The following is a 24468-nucleotide window of genomic DNA, read 5'->3' as shown; positions in this document are numbered from 1 at the left end:
GATGATACCTACAACAGCGTTAAAGGGCCGTGGCACGGCTCACAATCCGCATAACCGCTTCGCACCCAACCATTCGGTGGCGGAGGATGACGGCTGGTACCGGGAGGTGCCCCAGACCCAGGGCACCGAGGTGCGCATCGAGACGGCGAAATCGGTCATCAGCCGCAACACTTCCCCCGACCTCCCCTTCGACCGTTCGATCAATCCCTACCGAGGTTGCGAGCATGGTTGCATCTACTGCTATGCCCGCCCTTCGCATGCCTACTGGGATCTGTCTCCAGGTTTGGATTTCGAGACCAAGCTGATTGCCAAGACCAACGCAGCCGAAGTGCTTGCGCAACAGCTGAGCAAGCCGGGCTACGTCTGTGCACCCATCAACCTGGGCTCCAACACCGACCCTTACCAGCCGATCGAGCGGGAGCAGCAACTGACAAGGCGGATACTGGAAGTGCTGCTGCGGTTTCGGCACCCGGTGACCATCGTGACCAAGGGCGCGCTGGTATTGCGCGACCTCGACCTGCTGGCCGAAATGGCCAGCCAGCGTCTGGCCCGGGTGATGATCAGCCTCACTACCTTGGACGATGACCTCAAGCGGGTGCTTGAGCCGCGCGCGGCGTCACCCAATGCCAGGTTGCGGGCCATTCGCGTATTGCGCGAGGCCGGTGTGCCGGTGGGTGTGCTGTGTTCACCAATGATTCCGATGATCAACGACAGCGAGTTGGAGCACTTGCTGGAGGCTGCCAAGGAAGCCGGCGCACAGAGTGCTGCCTACATGATGCTGCGTTTGCCGTTGGAAGTGGCGCCGTTGTTCGAACAGTGGCTACAGGACCATTATCCGCAGCGCGCGGCCCATGTGCTCAGCCTGATTCGCCAGAGCCGGGGCGGCGAGTTGTATGACAGCCGCTTTGGTGCGCGGATGCGTGGCGAAGGGGTCTTTGCCGAGTTGTTGGCGCAGCGTTTTGCCAAGGCCATGAAGCGCCTGGACTTCGCCGCGCGCGAGGCGCATTCCCTGGACTGTTCGGCGTTCTGCCCGCCGGGTGGGCAGATGGCGTTGTTCTGATGGCAGTGGCCATCCCTAGCCCAGCTAATCCGAGACGATAATTGTGCTAATGGCACTTGGCAGTTGATGCTTTTTTGCTATTATTCAGTTCCCGCCTTTTCGATCTGGAACACCCGTTCTAGAGCCTCCGAATTAAGTTTCAGTTAAGTTTTCCCCGCTAGCGTAGGAATCCAGTCAACGAAGACTGTGATCTATCGCTCTCGCGCGTCATCTAAATCTGCGCATAGCCAGAATCTTTCACCGGTAAAATGGATTTACCTACACACCGTCAAGAGGATGAATCATGCCCGTCAAGGACCCATCCAAGGTCGTTCCGCAAGCCCCCGCGGAGAGCGCCGATGCCGCCCTGAAGCACATCGTCGACGGCTTCCTGCGCTTTCACCATGATGTCTTCCCCGAGCAGCAGGAGCTGTTCAAGAAGCTCGCCACCGCGCAAACCCCGCGCGCCATGTTCATCACCTGTGCCGACTCGCGCATTGTCCCCGAGCTGATCACTCAGAGCTCGCCGGGCGACCTGTTCGTGACCCGTAACGTCGGTAACGTGGTACCCCCTTACGGCCAGATGAACGGCGGCGTGTCCAGCGCCATCGAGTACGCCGTATCGGCATTGAAGGTCCATCACATTATCATTTGCGGTCACTCGGACTGTGGCGCCATGCGTGCGGTGCTCAACCCGCAGTCATTGGCCAAGATGCCAACGGTTTCCGCCTGGCTGCGCCATGCGGAAGTTGCCCGCACCGTGGTCGAGAACAACTGTTCCTGCGGCAGCGAGCACGAAACCATGCAAGTGCTGACCAAGGAAAACGTGATCGCCCAGTTGCATCACCTGCGTACGCACCCGTCGGTTGCGTCGCGCCTCGCCGCAGGTGAGCTGTACATCCATGGCTGGGTGTACGACATCGAGACCAGCAAGATCGAAGCCTACGACGCTGTCAGCGACAGCTTCCTGCCCCTGGCCGCTGGCCAGCCGGTGCCAAGTGCCACTCCGAGAGGCCGCTACTAAGCGACCCGTCCACAGCTGAACCTTGAATAGCCGGCTGCACCCACCGCGGGTGTGGCGCGGCCTTCGGCTGCCTTGAAAATGCCCTGACTGCCCTGCCGGCGATCTCGCTGGCGGCCCGCGCCTGCGCGCTCGTCAGGGATCAAACGTGCCCACGGCCAGCGGAATGGCCGTGCGACAGAGAAAGGAGAAAGATGGTGAACATGACACAGTTGAAAGCGGCCTTGCCGCGTGAGTTGCTGGCGTCGGTGGTGGTGTTCCTGGTTGCCCTGCCGTTGTGCATGGGCATCGCGATCGCCTCGGGCATGCCACCGGCCAAGGGCCTGATCACTGGCATCATCGGAGGTATCGTGGTCGGCTTCCTGGCGGGTTCGCCGTTGCAGGTCAGTGGGCCGGCGGCTGGCTTGGCGGTGTTGGTGTTCGAGCTGGTACGCCAACATGGCATGGCGATGCTCGGGCCTATCCTGCTGCTGGCGGGGATTCTGCAATTGCTGGCCGGGCGCCTGCGCCTGGGCTGCTGGTTCCGTGTCACGGCGCCGGCCGTGGTGTACGGCATGCTCGCTGGCATTGGTGTGCTGATCGTACTGTCGCAGGTGCATGTCATGTTCGACACGGCGCCGCAGCCGTCGGGCATGCAGAACCTGCTTGAGTTTCCCGCGACCGTGAGCGCTGCCTTGCCGCTGGAACATGCAGGTTCAGGCTGGATGGCCGGTGCGCTCGGGCTAGGTACCATTGCCATCATGTGGGCCTGGGAGCGCCTGCGGCCACAGAAGCTGCGTTTCGTGCCCGGTGCGTTGTTGGGCGTGGCGGCAATGACCGCCGTCGCCATGTGGCTGGCGCTGCCGGTGAACCGCGTGCAAGTGCCGGCTGACCTGTCCGAAGCGATCGACTGGATCCGCCCGGATGACCTGATGCGGCTCGCCGACCCGACCCTATTGGTGGCAGCCTTCGCGCTGGCCTTCATCGCCAGTGCTGAAACCTTGTTGTCGGCGGCAGCGGTGGATCGAATGCACAGCGGCCAGCGCTCGGACTTTGATCGCGAGCTCTCGGCACAAGGCATTGGCAACATGCTCTGCGGGATCCTGGGAGCCTTGCCGATGACCGGTGTAATCGTGCGCAGTTCGGCCAACGTCCAGGCCGGCGCGCAAACGCGTGCCTCGGCCATCCTGCATGGCTTGTGGTTACTGGCGTTCGTGGTGGTACTGAGCAGCGTGCTGCAGCAGATTCCGGTGGCGAGCCTGGCAGGCGTGCTGGTCTACACCGGCATCAAGCTGGTTGATTTCAAGGCGCTGCGGGGTTTGCGCCGCTATGGGCGGATGCCGATGTTCACCTACGTGGCGACGGCCATGGCGATCATCTTCACCGACCTGTTGACCGGTGTGTTGCTGGGCTTCGCGCTGACATTGCTGAAGCTGGCATTCAAGGCCGCGCGCCTGAAAATCTGCCTTGTTGAGCTGGAGCCTCGTGGCCATATGGAGCTGCGCCTGAGCGGGGCGGCAACGTTTCTCAAGGTGCCGGCACTGACTCAGGTGCTCGATAGCGTGCCTGCCGGCAGTACCTTGCATGTTCCGCTGGCCAACCTTACCTACATCGACCATTCATGCCTGGAACTGCTGGAGGACTGGAGCAAGACCAGCGGCTGCAACCTGCGCATCGAGCAGCGGGGGCTCAAGCGCAGGGTGGAAGGGCGTTTACGCAGCGTTGCGGGTACTTGAGGTCAGCTCTCGACCTCGGTCATGTTCGGTGCACCCGGCCAGGTACCTGTCAGGTTCACGGTACGGGTGCCGCCTAGCCACTCGCTGGCAGGCGTGTTCCACCTCATCGACTTGCGGGTATTCGAGCCGATGTTGATGAACTCCGCAGTCAGCACCATTTCGGTGGCGGTCAGGGGGATTTCTCCGAAGCTGGCCGAGCTTCCACCGACCACGGTCCTTGAGTCTTCGACCGGGCCGGCCGGGGTTTGGTAGGACAGTGTGAGCTTTGTGGTGTAAGTGGTGAAGGACGATGCCTTGCTGTCCACCAGCAGGTTCAGTACGCCGATCTTGCCGACCCAGCTCGGGATCAGTACACGGCTGCCGGCGAACGAGGCAAAGGTATAGGCGACGGGCAGAGGTTCAGTTGCCACTTCACCGCTTTTGGCCGGCAGGGTATGCGTCTCGACTTCACTGGAGTTGCTGGTGAACACGTAGCTCGCCTTGCCTTTGCCGCTGATGCCGCCTTCACCGAGCAGGCGGTTCAGACCGCTTGCGCTGCCCGAAACGGTGAAGCTGGCCTTGCTCTTCTTCGCCGCTGCATTCAGGCCACTACTGGCGTAGATGACCGAGGTCACCACGCCAAACCCTTCAGAGATACCGCTGGCGGTGGCCATGTTCAACTTGCGCGCCTGGGCGAGCAGCCAATCGTACTGGTCGTCGAGGACGGTGAGGTTACTGATGGCATGCTCCCCGGCGATCGCAAACTCCGAAGTAATGGAATTTTCTTTGTCGAAGGTCCACTCCAGCGCGGCATCAGGTTTGACCTCGGCACCGGTACTCGGGTCAAAGATCACCCCCCCGACATTGGCGTTGATGCTCCTGCACGTCACACCCGTGGATTTGAAATCCCACTTGCGGCTTTGCTGATTCTTGCTGATCTCGACGCCGGGCAGGCAGTCGGCGACAAGCTTGAAGTCGCCGGAGTCGGTGTCGATGATGCCGACCGCGCCAGGCTTGATGGAGGTGTTGAGGCCCCAGTTGCCCCATATCGTGCGATAGGTACTACGCAGCAGGTCCGTGTAGATCCGGTTTCTTCTGATCGTCATTGTCATCACCTTGAAATGAAAAAGGCCGCCCTTGGGCGGCCGGATGACAGTAATGATCGAAAATGGGGGGCAGCAGCGGGAGCGCTTTCCCCCACCGGCTTGGCAGGTCAGGCGTTGGCCTGGCCAAACTCTACGTTCAGCTGGCGCGACAGGCACGGCCAGCGCTTCCAGGCTTCGCCTGTCTGTGGGCTGCGGAGGGTTTCGCGATACGCTTCCACCGACTCTGCGGCGAAGCTTTCGTCGTCCAGCATTTCATCCACCGAATGGTGCACTACCTCATCCAGCTGGTTGGCGAAGGTTTCGCCGATCAACTGGTGGGCGATCAGGTTGGCCACGGTGGTGTCGACCGGGATCAGGGGCTGCTGGAAGTGGCGGATGTACAGATCGTTGACCTCCTCCACCAGGCGGTGCGCAAGGTACGCCTCATCCAACAGGCAATCGAGGCCCACATGCCCCTGCATCACGCTCGGCGGCTGCAGGAAATAGGCTTCGGCAATTTTCAGCACTGGTTTGATCTGGGATTCGATCCCCGCTTCGCGGGACACGTTGTGGGCAGCTTCCAGCAGCTCCGGAACTTGATCGATGTATGCGCTGACGAAGCGCGCCAAAGTACCCTGGGCGTCCTGCTCAGGCAGTTGGATCGAGGGGTGCAGGTGAGGCAGTTGCAGCTCGAGACGCTCCTTCAGTTGGCCGGTGCGGCCTTCGTGATCGTGGGCTTGGCTAATCTGCTCGCGTACAGCGGCGATGTTCATGACAACTCCAGGGACAAGACGTTTCAGACGGAAGACACTAAATTAGCTCGGTATACAGAATACCTAAGACGCATTTGTTATAAATCGCGCAAACGTGTGCGCAGTTCGGCATATCGCGATGCCAGTATTTTGCCATAACCCATCAAGCCCGGGCCTTTGCAGGCTTTTTCCTGATTCGTGAAGTTCATTTCACCGGTGCCGTTGCGTGCCATTGGTCGCTGTCTATACTCCGGTGGAACGTGATTCGTTGATGAGGCCCGACTGCTTTTGCAGGGGCTCGGTCGTCGAAGCCAGGTAGTCTTGACCGCCGTTCCCTCTTGCCGCAGGCCACGCCTCCGGGACTACAAGAACGAGAAGGGGAACCCGCAATGATGCGACATCCACATGTCTGGATGGGCCTCCTGTTGTGGTCGGTTTTTGGTCAGGCCAACGCCGCCTGGACAGTGAACATGCACCCGGGGGCGACGGAAGTCTCCAACGCCGTGTTCGACCTGCACATGACGATCTTCTGGATCTGCGTGATCATCGGCATCGTTGTGTTTGGTGCGATGTTCTGGTCCATGGTCATCCACCGCCGTTCCACTGGCCAGCAGCCTGCGCATTTCCACGAGCATACCTGGGTGGAAATCCTCTGGACCGTCGTCCCCTTCCTGATATTGGTGGCCATGGCCATTCCGGCCACCAAGACCCTGATCGACATCTATGACGCCAGCGAATCGGACCTTGACATCCAGGTCACCGGCTACCAGTGGAAGTGGCACTACAAGTACCTGGGCCAGGATGTGGAATTCTTCAGCAACCTGGCCACCCCCTCCGATCAGATTCATAACAAGGCGCCCAAGGACGAGCATTACCTGCTCGAAGTGGACCAGCCGCTGGTGCTGCCGGTGGGTGCCAAGGTGCGCTTTCTGGTGACCGCCGCCGACGTCATCCACTCCTGGTGGGTGCCGGCCTTCGCGGTCAAGCGCGACGCCATCCCAGGCTTTGTCAACGAAGCCTGGGCCCGTATCGAGAAGCCCGGCATCTATCGTGGCCAGTGCACCGAGCTGTGCGGCAAGGACCACGGCTTCATGCCGGTGGTGGTCGAGGTCAAGTCCAAGGCCGATTACGACACCTGGCTCGGCGAGCGCAAGGCCGAGGCCGCCAAGCTCAAGGAACTGACCAGCAAGGACTGGACGCTCGAAGAGCTGGTCGAGCGTGGCGACAAGGTCTACCACACCACCTGCGTGGCCTGTCACCAGGCCGAGGGCCAGGGCCTGCCACCGATGTTCCCGGCGCTCAAAGGCTCGAAAGTGGCCACCGGGCCGAAGGAAGAACACCTGAGCACCGTTTACCACGGCCGCCCGGGCACGGCGATGGCCGCGTTCGGCAAGCAGCTTTCGGAAGTCGACATCGCCGCCGTGGTCACCTACGAGCGCAACGCCTGGGGCAACAACAAGGGCGACATGGTCACGCCGAAGGACGTGCTGGCGCTCAAGCAGGCAGAAGCCAAGTGAACCGGGTTTTGCGCGGCAATCAGCGGATTGCAGGAGACAGGACATGAGTGCAGTGATCGACGACCACGCCCACGGCCATGACCACGCCCACGGCCCGGCCAAGGGCCTGATGCGCTGGGTGCTGACCACCAACCACAAGGACATCGGCACGATGTACCTGTGGTTCGCCTTCATGATGTTTCTGCTCGGCGGCTCGTTCGCCATGGTCATCCGCGCCGAGCTGTTCCAGCCCGGGCTCCAGATCGTGGAGCCTGCGTTCTTCAACCAGATGACCACCATGCATGGCCTGATCATGGTGTTCGGCGCGGTGATGCCGGCCTTCGTCGGCCTGGCCAACTGGATGATCCCACTGATGATCGGCGCGCCCGACATGGCCCTGCCGCGGATGAACAACTTCAGCTTCTGGCTGCTGCCGGCGGCCTTCCTGCTGCTGGTTTCGACCCTGTTCAGCCCGGGCGGCGGGCCGAATTTCGGCTGGACCTTCTACGCCCCGCTGTCGACCACCTACGCCCCGGCCAGCGTTACCTTCTTCATCTTTGCCATCCACCTGATGGGCATCAGCTCTATCATGGGCGCGATCAACGTGATCGCCACCATCCTCAACCTGCGCGCCCCGGGCATGACGCTGATGAAGATGCCGCTGTTCGTCTGGACCTGGTTGATCACCGCGTTCCTGCTGATCGCGGTGATGCCGGTGCTGGCCGGCGTGGTGACCATGATGCTGATGGATATCCACTTCGGCACCAGCTTCTTCAGCGCCGCCGGTGGGGGTGACCCGGTGCTGTTCCAGCATGTGTTCTGGTTCTTCGGCCACCCCGAGGTGTACATCATGATCCTGCCGGCTTTCGGCGCGGTCAGTTCGATCATCCCGGCGTTCTCGCGCAAGCCGCTGTTTGGCTACACCTCCATGGTGTACGCCACCGGCGCCATTGCCTTCCTGTCGTTCATCGTCTGGGCCCACCACATGTTCGTGGTCGGCATCCCGGTGGTCGGCGAGCTGTTCTTCATGTACGCCACCATGCTGATCGCCGTGCCCACCGGGGTGAAGGTGTTCAACTGGGTCAGCACCATGTGGGAAGGCTCGTTGAGCTTCGAGACGCCGATGCTGTTCGCCATTGCCTTTGTCATCCTGTTCACCATCGGAGGTTTCTCCGGGCTGATGCTGGCCATCGCCCCGGCGGACTTCCAGTACCACGACACCTACTTCGTGGTGGCGCACTTCCACTATGTGCTGGTGCCCGGGGCGATTTTCGGCATCTTTGCCTCGGCCTACTACTGGCTACCGAAATGGACCGGCCACATGTATGACGAGACCCTCGGCAAGCTGCATTTCTGGCTGTCGTTCGTCGGCATGAACATGGCCTTCTTCCCCATGCATTTCGTGGGGCTGGCCGGGATGCCGCGGCGTATTCCCGACTACAACCTGCAGTTTGCCGACTTCAACATGGTGTCGTCGATCGGGGCCTTCCTGTTCGGCACCACGCAGCTGTTCTTCCTGTTCATCGTCATCAAGTGCATCCGTGGCGGCGCACCTGCCCCGGCCAAGCCCTGGGATGGCGCCGAGGGCCTGGAATGGTCGATCCCCTCGCCTGCGCCTTACCACACGTTCCAGACCCCACCGGAAGTGAAGTAGGAGCGCCGCCATGAAAGGCTCGTCGCTCAAGCGCCTGGTCTCCCGCCTGCTGCTGCTGACGGTGGTGATGTTCGGCTTTGGCTTCGCCCTGGTGCCCATGTATGACGTGATGTGCAAGGCATTCGGCATCAATGGCAAGACCGGCGGGCAATACGAGGGCAGCCAGGTCAGCGACCCGACGCGTTCGGTACGGGTGCAGTTCATGTCGACCAACGCCAGCGACATGGTCTGGGACTTCTACTCCACCGCCGATCAGCTTGAGGTCAACCCCGGGGCGGTGAACCAGATGATCTTCATTGCGCACAACCCGACCAACCGGCCGATGAGTGCGCAGGCGATACCCAGCATCACCCCGGCCGAGGCCGCGGCGTATTTCCACAAGACCGAGTGCTTCTGCTTTACCCAGCAGGTGCTGCAGCCCGGCGAACGCATCGAGATGCCGGTGCGCTTCATCGTCGACCGCGACCTGCCGGCCAGCGTGAAGCACCTGACACTGGCCTACACCTTGTTCGACATCACTGCGCGTCATCCGCCGGTCGCCCATGCCGCGGTACAGGACGTCCAGGGCGCCCGTTGAGGGAAGGAGAACAGCAATGGCAAGTCATGAGCATTACTATGTTCCGGCGCAGAGCAAGTGGCCGATCATTGCCACTATCGGCATGTTCATCACGGTGTTCGGCCTGGGCACCTGGTTCAACGACCTCAAGGCCGGCCACCCGTCGTCACACGGGCCGCTGATCTTCTTCGTCGGCGCGCTGTTCCTGGCCTACATGCTGTTCGGCTGGTTTGGCTCGGTAGTTCGCGAGAGCCGCGCCGGGCTGTACAGCCCGCAACTGGACCGCTCGTTCCGCTGGGGCATGAGCTGGTTCATCTTTTCGGAAGTGATGTTCTTCATGGCCTTCTTCGGTGCGCTGTTCTACGTGCGGGTGCTGGCCGGGCCCTGGCTAGGCGGTGAAGGGCACAAGGGCATCGCCCACATGCTGTGGCCGAGCTTCGAGTTCGCCTGGCCCTTGCTGCACACACCGGACCCGAAACTGTTCCCACCGCCCAAGGAAGTAATCAACCCGTGGCACTTGCCGCTGATCAACACCGTATTGTTGGTCAGCTCCAGCGTGACCATCACCATTGCTCACCACGCCCTGCGCCGTGACCACCGCGGCCCGCTGAAATTCTGGATGGCGCTGACCATTCTCCTGGGGCTCAGCTTCATCTCGCTGCAGGCCTACGAGTACCACGAGGCCTACACCAAGCTGGGGCTGACGCTGGGTTCGGGCATCTATGGCGCGACGTTCTTCATGCTCACGGGGTTCCACGGGGCCCACGTGACCTTGGGCACGATCATCCTGATCGTGATGTTCGTGCGCATCCTGCGCGGGCACTTCAACCCAGACAAACACTTCGGTTTCGAGGCAGCGAGCTGGTATTGGCACTTCGTCGATGTGGTGTGGGTGGGGCTGTTCATCTTCGTGTATGTGCTCTGACAGGCCATAGAGGGCCCTTTGTAGGAGCGTTGAAGTAGCTAGAACGGGGCGTGGGAGACCAACTGGCCACTGATGAAGCCCCAGGCGACCAGGCCGACGGTCAGGGCCGCCAGGGTCACTCGCACGGTCAGGGCCTTGAGCAGGCGGGTCGAGTGGTCGTCGTCCTTGACCAGGAACACCAGGCCACTGAACAGGCTGGCAACCGTGGCCAACAGCATCAGGACTATCGCGGCCTTGAGCATGGCGCTTCTCCGGGGGATGCGGTGATGTGGATAAGTATAGCGAGGCGCCCGTGAGGCCGTTTCGTCCGGGCTGGATACCGACCTTGGTAGTGCTCGCGCTACTGCCGGGGCTGATCGCGCTCGGCTGCTGGCAGCTCAGCCGGGCCGAGCAGAAGCGCGTACTGCTGGCCACCTATGCCGAGCGCGAGGTCGATGCCCCGCTGGCAACCACCCAGTTGCTGCAGACGCAGGACTCCGCTTACCGCCGGGTGCACCTCTACGGCCGCTTTGACGCCCAGCACAGCCTGCTGCTGGACAACCGTATGCGTGACGGCCAGGCAGGTGTCGAGCTGCTGCAGCCCTTCCATGACCAGCCTAGCGGCCTGTGGCTGTTGGTCAACCGCGGCTGGCTGGCGTGGCCGGACCGCCGCGTACCGGTGCACTTCGACACGCCCGACCAAGCCCTGGCACTGAACGCGTCGGTGTATGTAGCGCCGGGCAGCACCTTCCAGCTGCACCCCGATCCGGTCGGCGGTCAGTGGCCGCACCTGCTCACCGCGGTCGACGCTGCTCAGTTGTGGCGGCAGCTTGATCGCGAAGGCTTCGCCCATGAAGTACGCCTGGAGCCTGGCCCGGCGGCTTATCGGCTGGACTGGCCGATAGTCGCCATGGGCCCGGAAAAACACCTCGGTTACGCCGTGCAATGGTTTGCGCTGGCCATCGCGCTGGTGCTGCTCTACCTCTATTTCGGCTGGCACAAAAACAAGGAGAAACAGCATGGCCACCGCCACTCCACTGGACCTGCCTGAACGTAGCAAGCCCAGAGCCCGCGGGCGTTTGCAGCTGATTCTGATTCTGCTGGTGGTGCTCGGCCCGATGATCCTGGCCACCTGCATGTACAAGCTCCAGTTCTGGGTGCCGGAGGGCCGCAGCTACCATGGTGCGATGATCGGCAACGGCGAGACCCGCACCGACATCGGCATTGCAGGTGAGGACCAACGTTGGCAACTGCTGGTCAGCGCACCCGCAGTTTGCGCCGAGGACTGTCAGCGCCTGGTGTATCTGGTGCGGCAGATCCAGGTAGGCCTGGGCCGTGACGCCAGCCGTGCCAGCCATGCGCTGGCTGCTGCCCAACCGTTGGCCAGCGATTACCAGGCGCTGCTGCAGCGCGAGTATCCGCAACTGCAACGCTACCCACTGGATGCCCAGCGCTACTTGCAGAAGGTTGGCGAGCCCGGCCCGCAGCTGTGGATTGTCGATCCGCACGGCAACCTGGTGCTGCGCTACGACGCCAAGGTCAACGGCAAGCACGTGCTCGACGACCTGCGTCACCTGCTCAAGCTGTCCAACATCGGCTAGGAGCCTGCCATGGCCAGACCTGGTTTCCGCATCGCTGTGTTCGCCACCCTGCTGGCGCTGCTGGTCGTCCTGCTCGGTGCCTACACCCGGCTGACCCACGCCGGGCTCGGCTGCCCCGACTGGCCTGGCTGCTATGGCTTCATCAGCGTGCCCAAGAGCGAAGCGCAGCTGGCCCATGCCGGACTGCACTTCCCTGACCATCCGGTGGAAGAAGCCAAGGGCTGGGCCGAAATGGTCCATCGCTACTTCGCCGGCTCCCTCGCCGTGGTGATCGCCCTGCTCGCCTTGCAGGCGGTGCGCCGGCATGCCCGCGATGGCCAGCCCTATCGCCTGCCCCTGTTGTTACTGGGCGTGGTGCTGGCGCAGGCGGCGTTTGGCATGTGGACCGTCACCCTCAAGTTGTGGCCTCAAGTGGTCACCGCGCACCTGCTGGGCGGTTTTACCACCTTGAGCTTGCTGTTTCTGCTGTCCCTGCGTCTGTCCCGGGCTTTTGCGCCCTTGCCGAAACTGCCGCTCAGCCTTCGGCGCATAGCCGCGCTGGCCTTGCTGGTGGTGATCGGCCAGATCGCCCTGGGTGGCTGGGTGAGTGCCAACTATGCGGCAGTCGCTTGTATCGACCTGCCCACCTGCCATGGCCAGTGGTGGCCGGCGGCAGACTTCAGCAACGGCTTCCACCTCACCCAGCATGTCGGCCCCAATTACCTGGGTGGGCAACTGGACAGCGATGCGCGCACGGCCATCCACATCAGCCACCGCCTGGGCGCGCTACTGGTGACTTGTGTATTGCTGATGCTCAGCTGGAAGCTGCACCGCTGTGGCCTCCCAGGCCTGTCGCGGCTGGTGTTGCTGGCGCTGGCAGTGCAAATCGGGCTGGGCGTCAGCAATGTGCTGTTCCACCTGCCGCTGGCCGTGGCAGTGGCGCATAACGCTGGAGGTGCCCTGCTGCTGCTGAGCATGGTGCTGGTGAACTACCGCATTCGCGTGGTCGACAAGGTGCGCGTCGGGGTTGGCCATGGCTGGCGCCTGCGGCCCGTGGCCGGGGTAAGCATCACCCACCACATGAGGAACGATTCGTGGCGACGCTTCTGAGCGCAAGGCGTGCCGGTTGGCGCGATTACCTGGAGCTGACCAAGCCCAAAGTGGTGGTGCTCATGCTGATCACCTCGCTGGCGGGCATGTTCCTGGCGACCCGCGCCGGGGTCAGCTGGAGCGTGCTGCTGTTCGGCAATTTGGGGATTGCCCTGTGCGCAGGCAGCGCAGCCGTGGTCAACCATGTAGTGGACCGGCGCATCGACGCGCTGATGGCGCGCACCCACAAACGCCCGTTGGCCCAAGGCCGAGTCGAGCCGTTGCCCGCATTGCTGTTCGCCCTGGCTCTGGCGCTGCTTGGCATGGCCCTGCTGCTGGTGTTCACCAACGCGCTGACCGCCTGGCTGACCCTGGCCTCCTTGCTCGGTTATGCAGTGCTTTATACCGGCTTTCTCAAGCGCGCCACGCCACAGAACATCGTCATTGGCGGCCTGGCCGGCGCCGCACCGCCGTTGCTGGGCTGGGTTGCAGTGAGCGGCCATATCAGCGCCGAGCCCCTGCTGCTGGTACTGATCATCTTCGCCTGGACGCCACCGCACTTCTGGGCCTTGGCCATCCACCGCAAGGAGGAATACGCCAAGGCCGATATCCCGATGCTGCCGGTGACCCACGGCGAGCGTTACACCAAGCTGCATATCCTGCTGTACAGCCTGATATTGCTGGCGGTGAGCCTGCTGCCGTATGCCATCCACATGAGCGGCCTGTTGTACCTGGCCTGTGCCCTGGCGCTGGGCCTGCGCTTCCTGCAATGGGCCTGGGTGTTGTACCGTGGCAACCGGCCGCACGCGGCGATCGGAACCTTCAAGTACTCCATCGGTTACCTGTTCGCGCTGTTCATCGCGTTGCTCGTTGACCACTACCTGTTGCTGAATCTATGACTCGAACCCAGAAAACCGTCTTCATCCTCGTCGCCCTGGTCGCGCTGATCCTGGGCCTTACCGTCAACAAAGTGCTCAATGGCCGTGGCCAGCTCAACCCGACCGAGCTGATCGACGCCGGCATCATTCTCTTGCCGCAGAGCCGCGCGGTGGCCGACGTGACCATGACCAATCAGGATGGCCAGCCGGTGCAACTGGACGACCTCAAGGGTAAGTGGTCGCTGCTGTTCTTTGGCTACACCTACTGCCCGGACATCTGCCCGACCACCCTGGCCCAGTTGCGCCAGGTGAAGAGCGAGCTGCCCAAAGAGGCCGTGGACCGGCTGCAGGTGGTGCTGGTGAGTGTGGACCCGAACCGCGATACGCCGAACCAGCTGAAGCAGTACCTGGGCTATTTCGACAAGGATTTCGTCGGGGTGGCGGGGTCGATCGAGGATACCCAGAAACTGGCCAATGCCTTGAGCATTCCGTTCATCCCGGCGGATACCAGCAAGCCGGGGTATACCGTTGACCACAGCGGCAACCTGGCGGTCGTCGGGCCGGATGGGCGCCAGCGCGGGTTCATTCGTGCGCCGTTCAACAACCAGAAGCTGGTGGCGCAGTTGCCCGGTCTGGTGAAACGGGATTGAGTGGCCTGTAAAAGCTTCGCGGGTAAACCCGCTCCCACAGGGGTAGCACAAGGTTCAAGGCCTGTGCCGTACCTGTGGTAGCCGGTTTACCCGCGAAGCATCCCGCGCGATATGACGGCTTAGAAGGCCGGAACCACAGCGCCTTTGTACTTCTCGTTGATGAACTGCTTCACCTCAGGCGAATGCAGCGCTGCTGCCAGCTTCTTCATGTCATCCGAGTCCTTGTTGTCCGGGCGGGCAACCAGGATGTTCACGTACGGCGAGTCGCTGCCTTCGATGGCCAGCGCGTCCTTCTCAGGGTTCAGCTTGGCTTCCAACGCATAGTTGGTGTTGATCAGGGCGATATCGACCTGGGTCAGCACGCGCGGGATGGTGGCCGCTTCCAGCTCACGGAACTTCACGCTTTTCGGGTTCTCGGCAACGTCCTTCACGGTAGACAGGATGTTGGTGTTGTCCTTGAGCTTGATCACGCCGGCCTTGTCCAGCAGCAGCAGTGCGCGGCCGCCGTTGGTGGCGTCGTTGGGGATGACCACCGTGGCGCCGGAGGACAGCTCGTCGAGCTTCTTGATCTTTGCCGAATACACGCCCAGCGGCTCGATGTGCACGCCGGCAACGCTGACCAGGTTGGTGCCTTTGGCCTTGTTGAATTCATCCAGATACGGCTGGTGCTGGAAGAAGTTGGCATCCAGGCGCTTTTCGGCGACTTGCACGTTCGGCTGGATGTAGTCGGTGAACTCCTTCACCTTGAGGTTGACGCCCTCTTTCGCCAGTTGCGGTTTGACGAAGTTGAGGATCTCGGCGTGCGGCACCGGGGTGGCCGCGACGGAAAGATCACCGGCGTGGGCCGAGAAGGCCGCAACGGCGGCAGCGACAGCAAGCAGCTTCTTCATGAATCACTCCTTGTGAGGGCCGCGACGGCCCCCGAACGGGTCGGCCGGGCCGACCCCATTGGGGTTACTTACGGGAAAAATGCACGACCAGTTTGTCGCCCACGCTCTGCAGGACTTGAACCAGGACCAGCAGCAGCACCACGGTGACCACCATCACGTCGGTCTGGAAGCGCTGGTAGCCGAAGCGGATGGCCAGGTCGCCCAAGCCGCCAGCGCCGACCACACCGGCCATGGCGGTGTACGACACCAGGGTGATGGCGGTGACGGTAATCGCCGCGAAGATGCCCGGGCGGGCTTCTGGCAGCAGTGCGCTGGTAATGATCTGGCGGGTGGTGGCGCCCATCGACTGTGTGGCCTCGATGATGCCGCGGTCCACTTCACGCAGGGCGGTTTCCACCAGGCGCGCAAAGAACGGCGTGGCCCCCACCACCAGCGGCGGGATGGCGCCGGCGACACCCAGCGAGGTGCCGGTGATCAGCACGGTGAACGGGATCATCACGATCAGCAGGATGATGAACGGCAGCGAGCGCAGGATGTTGACCACCAGCGACAGCAGCGCGTACACGCCCTTCTGCTCGAACATCTGCTTCGGCCCGCAGAGGAACAGCAGCACGCCCAGCGGCAGGCCGAGCAGCACGGTGAAGAACAGCGAGCCGAACAGCATGATCATGGTATCGACGGTGGCCAGCCAGATTTCGGCCCAGTCGACGTTGGCGAAGAAATTCAGGGCGTCCATCAACGCAGTACCTCCATATGTACGTCAGCTGCTTTGAAGCGGGCGAACGCCGCTTCCATGTCACCGCCGATCAGGGCGAGGGTGAGCTGGCCATAGGGGACATCCTTGATGCGGTCGATACGCCCGGCGAGGATGCTGTAATCCACACCGGTTTCGCGGGCCACGGTGCCCAGCAGTGGGGCGTAAGTGGCGTCGCCCTGGAAGGTCAGGCGCACGATGCGGCCTGGCACGTGGGCAAAGTCGTCGCGCTGCTCGCCTTCGTCGACCTGCTCGTCTTCCTGGACGAAGCGCTTGGTGGTCGGATGCTGCGGGTGCAGGAACACCTCGGCCACCGAGCCTTGCTCGACGATCTGGCCGGCATCCATCACCGCCACGCGGTCGCAGACCCGTCGGATCACGTCCATTTCGTGGGTGATCAGCACGATGGTCAGCTTCAGCTCACGGTTGATCTCGGCCAGCAGCTGCAGCACCGAAGCGGTGGTCTGCGGGTCGAGGGCGCTGGTGGCTTCGTCGCACAGCAGGATCTTCGGGTTGGTGGACAGCGCCCGGGCGATGCCGACGCGCTGCTTCTGCCCGCCGGAAAGCTGGGCCGGGTATTTCTTCGCGTGGTCCTGCAGGCCGACGCGGGCCAGCAGCTCGGTGACGCGCTTGTCGATCTCGCTGCGCGACAGCTCGCCTGCCAGGGTCAACGGCAGGGCGACGTTGTCGGCGACCGTCTTGGAAGCCAGCAGGTTGAAGTGCTGGAAGATCATCCCGACCTGCTGACGGAAGCCGCGCAGCTGGCTGGCGTTGAACGCGGTGACGTCTTCGCCGTCGACGATGATCGTGCCGCCGGAAGGTTCTTCGAGGCGGTTGATCAGGCGCAGCATGGTGCTCTTGCCGGCGCCGGAATGGCCGATCAGGCCGAACACCTGGCCATTTTCGATGGTCAGGCTGGTCGGATTCAGTGCGGGGATTTCCCTACCGGCAACGCGGTAGGTTTTATGTACCTGTTGGAACTCGATCACGTAGCGAACCTTGTGGGGCGCATGGAATTTGGGGCAGCGGTTAGCTGGGGTCGCGCATTTTAGCCTTTTCCCATAGCTGTTCTTAGCATTTATTTCGTAATGCACCAATCCTTCGGGCATATCGCGACAACCGGTAATCCTGATTGAACGCTCGACAGTGCCCTCCAGTCACTACTTGAACAAGCCCGACACGGGCACGCCTGAAGACTGATGAGGAGAGCCGACCATGCCCAGCAAGAAGACGGACGCGCCCAAGCACAGCGAGGCCGCCGGTACCCAGACCCCTGACCGGGCCAACACCAACGCCAAGCTGCAAAGCCTGGAAACATTTCGCAGCGACGCAACCGGGCAGGCACTGCGTACCAACCAAGGTGTGAAAATCGCAGACAACCAGAACAGCCTGAAAGCCGGCGCACGCGGGCCGTCGCTGCTCGAAGACTTCATCATGCGCGAGAAGATCACCCACTTTGACCACGAGCGCATTCCTGAACGCATCGTCCACGCCCGCGGCACTGGTGCCCATGGCTACTTCCAGAGCTATGGCTGCCATGCCGAGCTGACCAAAGCCGGATTCCTGCAGGACCCTGAGAAAATCACCCCGGTGTTCGTGCGCTTTTCAACGGTGCAGGGCCCGCGTGGCTCAGGGGACACAGTGCGCGATGTGCGCGGTTTTGCCGTCAAGTTCTACACCGATGAAGGTAATTTCGACCTCGTTGGCAACAATATGCCGGTGTTTTTCATCCAGGATGCGATCAAGTTCCCCGACTTCGTGCATGCGGTCAAACCCGAACCGCACAATGAGATGCCTACCGGCGGCTCGGCTCACGACACCTTCTGGGACTTCGTCTCGCTGGTGCCGGAGTCTGCGCACATGGTGATCTGGGCCATGTCCGACCGCGCCATTCCACGTAGCCTGCGGATGATGGAGGGCTTTGGCGTGCACACCTTCCGCATGATCAATGCCGAGGGCGTGGCCAGTTTCGTCAAGTTCCACTGGAAGCCCCGCCAGGGCGTGCACTCGGTGCTGTGGGACGAGGCGCAAAAGCTTGCAGGCAAGGACACTGACTATCACCGCCGTGACCTCTGGGATGCGATCGAGACCGGTGATTACCCTGAGTGGGAGCTGGGCGTGCAGATCGTGCCTGAGGCCGATGAACACAAGTTCGACTTCGACCTGCTCGACCCGACCAAGCTCATCCCGGAGGAGTTGGTACCCGTCACCCCGCTGGGCAAGATGGTGCTCAACCGCAACCCCGACAACTTTTTTGCCGAGACCGAGCAAGTGGCGTTCTGCCCGGGGCATATCGTGCCTGGCATCGATTTCAGCAACGACCCGTTGCTGCAGGGCCGGCTGTTCTCCTACACCGATACCCAGATCAGCCGCCTCGGTGGCCCCAACTTCCATGAGATCCCGATCAACCGCCCAGTGGCGCCGAACCACAGCAGCCAGCGCGATGCCATGCACCGCATGACCATCGACAAGGGCCGGGCTTCGTATGAGCCCAATTCCATCGATGGCGGCTGGCCCAAAGAGACGCCGCCTGCCGCGCAGGACGGTGGCTTCGAGAGTTATCAGGAGCGCATCGATGCGCACAAGATCCGCCAGCGCAGCGAATCGTTCGGCGACCACTTCTCCCAGGCACGGCTGTTCTTCCAGAGCATGAGCGCGACCGAGCAGCAGCACATCATCAAGGCTTACAGCTTTGAATTGGGCAAGGTGGAGCGGGAGAGCATCCGCCAGCGTGAGGTGAACGAGATCCTCGCCAATATCGACCTGAAGCTGGCGGCGGCGGTGGCGGCTAACCTCGGGCTGCCGGCGCCGAAGCAGGGAACGGTGCAGGTGAAAGGTAGCAACCCCGCGCAGTCAAAGGCGTTGAGCCAGATGAACCACCCCGGTGATGTGGGCATCAAGGGGCGCAAGATTGCAGTGTTGGTCGCCGATGGTGTGGATGGCGCAAGTGTCGACAAGCTGGTCAAGGCGCTGGAAGCCGAAAGCGCACGGCCAATGCTTCTGGGGCCGACTTCGGCGCCGGTGAAGACGGCGGATGGCAAGGCGTTGCCGGTAGATGCGTCGATGGAGGGGATGCCGTCGATCATGTTCGACGGGATTGTCGTGCCCAAGGGGGTGGACAAGGCCTTGGGTTCCAGTGGGCTGGCGAAGCACTTTCTGCTGGAGGGCTACAAGCATCTGAAGGCAATGGTGTTGACCAAGGAGCTGGCGAAGGAGCTTGGGCTCAAGGAGGACAAGGGGTTGCTGCTTGGGGATGAGCAGAAGGTGGTGGATGCCTTTGTCAAAGCAGTTGAAGGGCATCGGGTGTGGGAGCGGGAAGCTGCTGCTGAGGCTGTGCCGGCCTAGGGTGCTTTTTTGCAGCCCTTTCGCTAAGCAAGGTCGCTCCTACAGGAAATCGCCTTGTAGGAGCGGCCTTGTGTCGCGAGAGGGGCGCGTAGCGCCCCCAGATTCTCAACGCTGATGCGGGACCAGCACCACCTGCGCCGGCATCGACCGCTGGATCTCATGCTTCTGTTTCAGCTCGAAACCGCTGTCGAGCTTGTGCACGCGCTTCTCCAGCAGGTTCTTGAGCCAAGGCGCATCCTGCGTGCGCGGCACCTGGAACACCACCTCGCACTGGTAATTGACCACGTCCTTGGCAATTTCGTCGAGCTGGCGGCGCATGGCCCGAATGTCGGTGGTCTTCAGTGCAATCACGGTGCTCGGCGCCGTCGGGTCGATCACACGCGCCTGTGGCTTGGCCTCGGCAGCCTTCAAGGCCGCCTCTGCCTTTTCCAGCTCGGCCTTGCGCGCCTGGGTCACGGCATCGCCGCCGGTCACTGCCGGTGCCTGTGGCATCAACGCCCGGGCCCGTGCCAGCGCGGTGGCGGCAGCATTGACGTCGCCTTTCTGCAGCACGATCTGGCTACGTTTCAGATAGGCCTCGGCCAGCTGGCGCTGGTTTTGCTCCAGGCGAGCATCATCGGGCGACTGCGCCTGCAGCGCCGCCAGCTGGTCTTCGGCGGTGGCCAGCTCGTTGCTGGCGATACTCTGTTGCAGCTGCTGCCAGGCATCGGCTTGGGCAGGTGCATCGGCCTGCTCGACCGGCGCGCTGGAACACGCGGCCAGGAACAGGGAAAACGCGGCAACAAGCAGATAACGAGATGCGAACGGCTTCATTCCTGCGACTCTCTATTTGCGCAAAAAGCGAGCAAGTCTACACCCAGGTGCGCACGCTCGAAAATAAGTCTTACAGACCCTTTACCCGTGAAAAGGTTGCAAGGTGCACCTGTGTGCACCCTGATTTTCAACGTTTTGGCAGGGCCAGGCTCAGCAAGAATAGCACCGCCGCGCAGACCACGATCGATGGCCCGGCCGGGGTGTCCTTGAACCAGGACATGGCCAGGCCACCGCACACCGAGGTAATGCCGATCAGCGTTGCGGCCAGCGCCATCTGCTCTGGCGAGCGGGCGTGACGCTGCGCGGCGGCGGCAGGAATGATCAGCAGCGATGTGATCAGCAATACACCGACGATCTTCATGGCTACGGCGATCACCACCGCGATCAACAACATCAGCGCCATGCGCAGGCCGGCCACGGGCAGCCCCTCGACCATGGCCAGTTCTTCGTGCACGGTGATGGCCAGCAACGGCCGCCACAGGGCGGCGAGCAGCAGCAGGACCAGTGCGCTGCCGCCGAGGATCCAGGCCAGGTCGGTGGTGCTGATGGCCAGCAGGTCGCCGAACAGGTAGGCCATCAGGTCGATGCGCACGTCATGCATGAAACTCAGCACCACCAGGCCCAGCGACAGGGTGCTGGGGGCGAGGATGCCGAGCAGGGTGTCGGAGGCCAATGGCTGGCGTTGCTGCAAGGTCACCAGCAGGATTGCCAGCAGCAGGCAGCCCACGGTCACCGCCAGGGCCGGGCTCACATCCAGCACGAAGCCCATGGCCACGCCCAGCAGCGCGGCATGGGACAGGGTATCGCCGAAGTAGGCCATGCGCCGCCACACCACGAATGAGCCGAGTGGGCCCGCGACCACTGCCAGGGACAAACCCGCAAGCAAGGCGTAAAGAAGAAAATCAGCCATGCTTGCAGTGCTCTCCGTGAACATGGGCGCCAGGGGCGACGACCGAGCCGTGCAGGTCATGGCTGTGGTCGTGGTGGTGGTGATAGACGGCCAGGCTTGGGGCGTTCTGGCCGAACAGTTCGACAAAGGCGGGGTCGTTGCTGACTTGCTCTGGGTGGCCCGAGCAGCACACGTGGCGGTTCAGGCAGACCACCTGGTCGGTGGCGCTCATCACCAGGTGCAGGTCGTGGGAGACCATCAGCACGCCGCAGCCGTGGCGGTCGCGCAGGCGTGTGATCAGGTTGTACAGCTCGGTCTGGCCGACTACGTCGACGCCCTGCACGGGCTCGTCGAGCACCAGCAGCTGTGGCTCGCGCAGCAGCGCCCGGGCCAGCAGCACGCGCTGCATCTCGCCGCCGGAAATGGTCTGGATCGGGCTGTCGATGACCTGTTCAGCACCGACTTCCTGCAGTGCCGACAAGGCAGCCGCACGGTCTACCCCGGGTACCAGGCGCAAGAAGCGCAATACCGAAAGCGGCAGCGTGGCGTCCACCTGAATCTTTTGCGGCATGTAGCCGATGCGCAGCTTCGGCTTGCGCCAGACCTTGCCGCGGTGCGGTTTGAGCAGCCCGAGCACGGCGCGCACCAGGGTGGTCTTGCCGGCGCCGTTGGGGCCGATCAGGGTAACGATCTGGCCGGGCGCCACTGAAAGGTCGATGCTGTCGAGCACGGCCTCGCCGCCAAAGCTGACGCCGACCTGCTCGAGGCGGATCAGGGCGTCGTTCATGCCGCGCTCCGGCAGTTGGCGCACAGGCCGACGATTTCCACCGTCTGGGTTTCGACGCTGAAGCCCACGCCCTTGGCGCTGTTGATGATGGCGTCGCTGATGCTGTCCTGCTCCAGTTCGATAGCCACGTGGCACACACGGCAGATCAGGAACTGGCCTTGGTGCGCGTGCTCCGGGTGGCTGCAGCCGATGAAGGCGTTGAGCGAGGCGATGCGGTGAACCAGGCCGTTTTCCAGGAGGAAGTCCAGGGCGCGGTACACGGTGGGCGGCGCGGCGCGGCGGCCATCCTGCTCGCTGAGCACGGCAAGGATGTCGTAGGCACCCAGCGGCTTGTGGCTCTGCCACACCAGCTCCAGCACACGCCGGCGCAGTGCCGTCAGGCGCAGGCCCTGGCGCGTGCACAGGGCATCGGCTTCGGACAAGGCGCTGTGCACGCAATGGGAATGATCGTGGGGACGGTGAGCCAGCGGCGTGATGGACATGGGCAGCGACGGTTCTGGATGGAGACGTTATTATGTTACCTGTTTCTGACGAGTCGAGTATTCATCGTGTCCCGATTCCTTGTGCTTTTTGTCGCTTTCATCGCCTGCTCGGCACAGGCCGACGTGCGTGTGCTGACCAGTATCAAACCCCTGCAGCAGATAGCAGCCGCCGTGCAGGATGGCGTGGGCAGCCCGGATGTGCTGTTGCCGCCGGGCGCTTCGCCGCATCACTACGCCCTGCGCCCTTCCGATGTACGCAAGGTGGGCGATGCCGACCTGCTGTACTGGATCGGCCCAGACATGGAGAACTTCCTGCCACGGGTGCTGGGCAGCCGCAGCAAACCGACAGTGGCCGTGCAGTCGCTGGCCGGCATGAAGCTGCGTCACTTTGGCCAGGACAGCCATTCCCATGAGGAGGAGGGTCAGGACGACCACGACCATGATCACCGCCCGGGCAGCCTGGATGCGCACCTGTGGCTGTCGTCGGTCAACGCCCGTGTGATTGCGGCGAAGATGGCGGCTGACCTGGCGGCGGCCGACCCGGCCAATGCCGCGCACTACCAGAGCAACCTGAAGGCCTTCACCGAGCGCCTGGATGCCCTGGATGCGCGGATCAAGGCGCGGGTGGCCGGTATCGCTGGCAAGCCCTACTTCGTGTTCCACGAAGCGTTTGATTACTTCGAGTCAGCCTATGGCCTGCAGCACACGGGCGTTTTCAGTGTGGCGTCCGAGGTGCAGCCGGGCGCGCAGCATGTGGCTGCGATGCGCAAGCGCCTCCAGGAAGTGGGCAAGACGTGTGTGTTCAGCGAGCCGCCGCTGCGGCCGCGCCTGGCCGAGACGTTGACGGCCGGGCTTCCGGTGCGCTTGGCGGAGCTGGATGCCCTGGGTGGCACTGATCCGGTGGATGCCAAGGGCTACGAGCGACTGCTCGAGAAGCTCGGTGGTGACCTGGCTGGGTGCCTGGAACAACTCTAAGGCGAGGCACGACCCTTGTAGGAGCGGCCTTGTGTCACGAAAGGGCTGCAAAGCAGCCCCATCAATCGATGCCCTGACGCTGAAATCCTGGGGCTGCTGCGCAGCCCTTTCACGACACAAGGCCGCTCCTACAGAAGCGTTCGCGGATGGGCTCAGAGGGCGAACGGCAGGTGCAATGCTACTTGCTGGCGCTGCGCCAGGCGCACCTCGAACTCGCTCGGGTCATGGATCATCACGTCCATCCCGGCAAACGATTCTGCAGCAATCAGGCGCGACAGCCAGAAGCGCACGCAGCCTACTCGCAACATCTCTGGCCACAGCTCGGCTTCGGCAGCGGTAAACGGCCGCAGCGCCGCATAAGCTGCCAGCAACGCCTGGGCCCGTGGCACATCGATCGCACCGTGTTCATCCAGGCACCAGTCGTTCACGGTGATGGCGATGTCATACAGCATCGGCCCGGAACAGGCGTTGTAGAAGTCGATGACACCGGTCAGGTGGGTGCCTTCGAACATCACGTTGTCGCGGAACAGGTCGGCATGCAGGTTGGCCCGTGGCAAGGCCAGGATCTGCGCCTTGTGCGCGGTGATCTCGTCCAGCGCTGGCTGCAGCAGTGCGGCCTGCTCGGTGCTCAGGCGTGGCAACAGTTCGGCACCCGATGCCAGCATCCAGTCCAGGCCGCGGTCGGTGCGGCGCTCGATGATGCGCTCGCGGGTGGCCAGGTGAATGTGCGCCAGCAGCTCGCCAACCTGGGCGCAGTGCTGAGCGTTAGGCGCCTTGATGTGCTTGCCCGACAGCCGTGGCTGCAGCAGTGCCGGCTTGCCGCACAGCTCGCGCAGGGCGTTGCCTTCACGGTCGCGCAGGGCATAGGGCACCGGCATGTCGGCGCCGTGCAGCACGTCGAGCAGTTCGATGAAGAACGGCATGTCCTCGACCGGGCCGCGCTCGACCAGCGTCAGGACGAACTCCCCCCGTTCGAGGCTGACGAAGAAGTTGCTGTTTTCGGTACCGGCGGCAATGCCCTGGAAGTCGAGCAGACGGCCCAGCTCGTACGGCGCCAGAAAGGTTTCCAGCTCAGGCCGGGTCACGGGGGTGAAGACTGACATGATGAAAAAAAGCCCATACGGGCACTTCCGCC

Annotated in this window: 25 protein-coding genes; 14 read left to right on the top strand and 11 right to left on the bottom strand. The window is 62.8% G+C overall.

The window, feature by feature from the left end; translation table 11 throughout:
• The first annotated feature begins 1 nt into the window (after position 1).
• The 3 genes from H040_RS08065 to H040_RS08055 all read left to right on the top strand — a co-directional run bounded on the left by H040_RS08065 (position 2) and on the right by H040_RS08055 (position 3775).
• Positions 2-1060, top strand: coding sequence for a PA0069 family radical SAM protein (locus H040_RS08065; protein WP_027917162.1), 1059 nt, complete (start codon positions 2-4; stop codon positions 1058-1060).
• A 283-nt stretch (positions 1061-1343) separates the two neighbouring features.
• Positions 1344-2063 (top strand): carbonic anhydrase, encoded by a 720-nt coding sequence (locus tag H040_RS08060; protein WP_027917163.1) that lies wholly within the window; start codon positions 1344-1346, stop codon positions 2061-2063.
• A 194-nt stretch (positions 2064-2257) separates the two neighbouring features.
• Positions 2258-3775: a SulP family inorganic anion transporter gene (locus H040_RS08055; RefSeq protein ID WP_027917164.1), complete on the top strand. Its 1518-nt coding sequence runs from the start codon at positions 2258-2260 to the stop codon at positions 3773-3775.
• A gap of 2 nt (positions 3776-3777) precedes the next feature.
• Here H040_RS08055 and H040_RS08050 read toward each other — a convergent pair whose 3' ends face one another.
• On the bottom strand, positions 3778-4860 hold the full coding sequence (locus tag H040_RS08050; RefSeq protein WP_027917165.1) for a hypothetical protein: 1083 nt from the start codon (positions 4858-4860) through the stop codon (positions 3778-3780).
• Positions 4861-4967: 107 nt separating this feature from the next.
• Complete coding sequence (locus tag H040_RS08045; protein WP_027917166.1) at positions 4968-5612, bottom strand: hypothetical protein; 645 nt, start codon at positions 5610-5612, stop codon at positions 4968-4970.
• A gap of 368 nt (positions 5613-5980) precedes the next feature.
• Between H040_RS08045 and coxB the strand changes: the two genes are divergently transcribed.
• The 4 genes from coxB to H040_RS08025 are packed head-to-tail and all read left to right on the top strand — an operon-like array spanning position 5981 to position 10222.
• Entirely contained in the window at positions 5981-7108 is a 1128-nt protein-coding gene (gene coxB, locus H040_RS08040; RefSeq protein WP_027917167.1) for a cytochrome c oxidase subunit II, read from the top strand.
• A gap of 43 nt (positions 7109-7151) precedes the next feature.
• Positions 7152-8741 carry a cytochrome c oxidase subunit I gene (gene ctaD / locus H040_RS08035; protein WP_027917168.1) on the top strand — a complete coding sequence of 530 codons (1590 nt, stop codon included), beginning with the start codon at positions 7152-7154 and terminating at the stop codon, positions 8739-8741.
• 10 nt (positions 8742-8751) lie between these two features.
• The gene (locus tag H040_RS08030) at positions 8752-9318 is read left to right on the top strand and encodes a cytochrome c oxidase assembly protein (RefSeq protein WP_027917169.1); all 567 of its coding nucleotides are present in this window, start codon (positions 8752-8754) and stop codon (positions 9316-9318) included.
• A 16-nt stretch (positions 9319-9334) separates the two neighbouring features.
• Positions 9335-10222, top strand: a complete 888-nt coding sequence (locus tag H040_RS08025; protein WP_027917170.1) for a cytochrome c oxidase subunit 3 — start codon at positions 9335-9337, stop codon at positions 10220-10222.
• Between the two features lie 38 nt (positions 10223-10260).
• On the opposite strand, the gene H040_RS08020 is transcribed toward H040_RS08025, so the two are convergent.
• A complete protein-coding gene (locus tag H040_RS08020; RefSeq protein ID WP_027917171.1) occupies positions 10261-10464 on the bottom strand; it encodes a twin transmembrane helix small protein in 204 nt (67 codons plus the stop codon).
• A 50-nt stretch (positions 10465-10514) separates the two neighbouring features.
• Here H040_RS08020 and H040_RS08015 point away from each other — a divergent pair, with 50 nt between their 5' ends.
• Genes H040_RS08015 through H040_RS07995 form a run of 5 tightly spaced genes read left to right on the top strand, consistent with a single transcriptional unit; the run spans position 10515 to position 14398 of the window.
• Positions 10515-11252 (top strand): SURF1 family protein, encoded by a 738-nt coding sequence (locus tag H040_RS08015; protein ID WP_027917172.1) that lies wholly within the window; start codon positions 10515-10517, stop codon positions 11250-11252.
• A complete protein-coding gene (locus tag H040_RS08010) occupies positions 11221-11802 on the top strand; it encodes a hypothetical protein (protein ID WP_027917173.1) in 582 nt (193 codons plus the stop codon). The genes H040_RS08015 and H040_RS08010 overlap by 32 nt, the downstream gene beginning before the upstream one ends.
• Before the next feature lie 9 nt (positions 11803-11811).
• Positions 11812-12891 (top strand): COX15/CtaA family protein, encoded by a 1080-nt coding sequence (locus H040_RS08005; RefSeq protein WP_027917174.1) that lies wholly within the window; start codon positions 11812-11814, stop codon positions 12889-12891.
• Positions 12876-13769, top strand: coding sequence for a heme o synthase (cyoE, locus tag H040_RS08000; RefSeq protein WP_027917175.1), 894 nt, complete (start codon positions 12876-12878; stop codon positions 13767-13769). Before H040_RS08005 ends, cyoE begins: the two co-directional genes overlap by 16 nt.
• Entirely contained in the window at positions 13766-14398 is a 633-nt protein-coding gene (locus H040_RS07995; RefSeq protein WP_027917176.1) for an SCO family protein, read from the top strand. Before cyoE ends, H040_RS07995 begins: the two co-directional genes overlap by 4 nt.
• A gap of 119 nt (positions 14399-14517) precedes the next feature.
• On the opposite strand, the gene H040_RS07990 is transcribed toward H040_RS07995, so the two are convergent.
• From H040_RS07990 to H040_RS07980, 3 genes are all read right to left on the bottom strand, one after another.
• Positions 14518-15288: a MetQ/NlpA family ABC transporter substrate-binding protein gene (locus H040_RS07990; protein ID WP_027917177.1), complete on the bottom strand. Its 771-nt coding sequence runs from the start codon at positions 15286-15288 to the stop codon at positions 14518-14520.
• A 64-nt stretch (positions 15289-15352) separates the two neighbouring features.
• Positions 15353-16024, bottom strand: coding sequence for a methionine ABC transporter permease (locus H040_RS07985; protein WP_010951513.1), 672 nt, complete (start codon positions 16022-16024; stop codon positions 15353-15355).
• Positions 16024-17031, bottom strand: a complete 1008-nt coding sequence (locus H040_RS07980; protein WP_027917178.1) for a methionine ABC transporter ATP-binding protein — start codon at positions 17029-17031, stop codon at positions 16024-16026. The genes H040_RS07985 and H040_RS07980 overlap by 1 nt, the downstream gene beginning before the upstream one ends.
• 226 nt (positions 17032-17257) lie before the next feature.
• On the opposite strand from H040_RS07980, the gene katE reads away from it, so the two are divergent.
• Positions 17258-19387 carry a catalase HPII gene (gene katE / locus H040_RS07975; protein WP_027917179.1) on the top strand — a complete coding sequence of 710 codons (2130 nt, stop codon included), beginning with the start codon at positions 17258-17260 and terminating at the stop codon, positions 19385-19387.
• 105 nt (positions 19388-19492) lie between these two features.
• Here katE and H040_RS07970 read toward each other — a convergent pair whose 3' ends face one another.
• The 4 genes from H040_RS07970 to zur form a co-directional block, all read right to left on the bottom strand.
• The gene (locus H040_RS07970) at positions 19493-20200 is read right to left on the bottom strand and encodes a PA5502 family lipoprotein (protein WP_027917180.1); all 708 of its coding nucleotides are present in this window, start codon (positions 20198-20200) and stop codon (positions 19493-19495) included.
• A 127-nt stretch (positions 20201-20327) separates the two neighbouring features.
• A complete protein-coding gene (gene znuB / locus H040_RS07965; RefSeq protein WP_027917181.1) occupies positions 20328-21110 on the bottom strand; it encodes a zinc ABC transporter permease subunit ZnuB in 783 nt (260 codons plus the stop codon).
• Positions 21103-21876 carry a zinc ABC transporter ATP-binding protein ZnuC gene (gene znuC / locus H040_RS07960; protein ID WP_027917182.1) on the bottom strand — a complete coding sequence of 258 codons (774 nt, stop codon included), beginning with the start codon at positions 21874-21876 and terminating at the stop codon, positions 21103-21105. The genes znuB and znuC overlap by 8 nt, the downstream gene beginning before the upstream one ends.
• Positions 21873-22358 carry a zinc uptake transcriptional repressor Zur gene (gene zur / locus H040_RS07955; RefSeq protein ID WP_027917183.1) on the bottom strand — a complete coding sequence of 162 codons (486 nt, stop codon included), beginning with the start codon at positions 22356-22358 and terminating at the stop codon, positions 21873-21875. The genes znuC and zur overlap by 4 nt, the downstream gene beginning before the upstream one ends.
• Before the next feature lie 18 nt (positions 22359-22376).
• Here zur and H040_RS07950 point away from each other — a divergent pair, with 18 nt between their 5' ends.
• A complete protein-coding gene (locus H040_RS07950) occupies positions 22377-23333 on the top strand; it encodes a zinc ABC transporter substrate-binding protein (protein ID WP_050437161.1) in 957 nt (318 codons plus the stop codon).
• 152 nt (positions 23334-23485) lie between these two features.
• On the opposite strand, the gene H040_RS07945 is transcribed toward H040_RS07950, so the two are convergent.
• Positions 23486-24436: a homoserine kinase gene (locus H040_RS07945; RefSeq protein WP_027917185.1), complete on the bottom strand. Its 951-nt coding sequence runs from the start codon at positions 24434-24436 to the stop codon at positions 23486-23488.
• Positions 24437-24468 lie beyond the last annotated feature (32 nt).

Source organism: Pseudomonas sp. URMO17WK12:I7 (assembly GCF_003269045.1).
GTDB lineage: Bacteria > Pseudomonadota > Gammaproteobacteria > Pseudomonadales > Pseudomonadaceae > Aquipseudomonas > Aquipseudomonas putida_J.
Note: the sequence above shows the minus strand (reverse complement) of the source record. Positions and strands in the feature narration are given on the sequence as shown.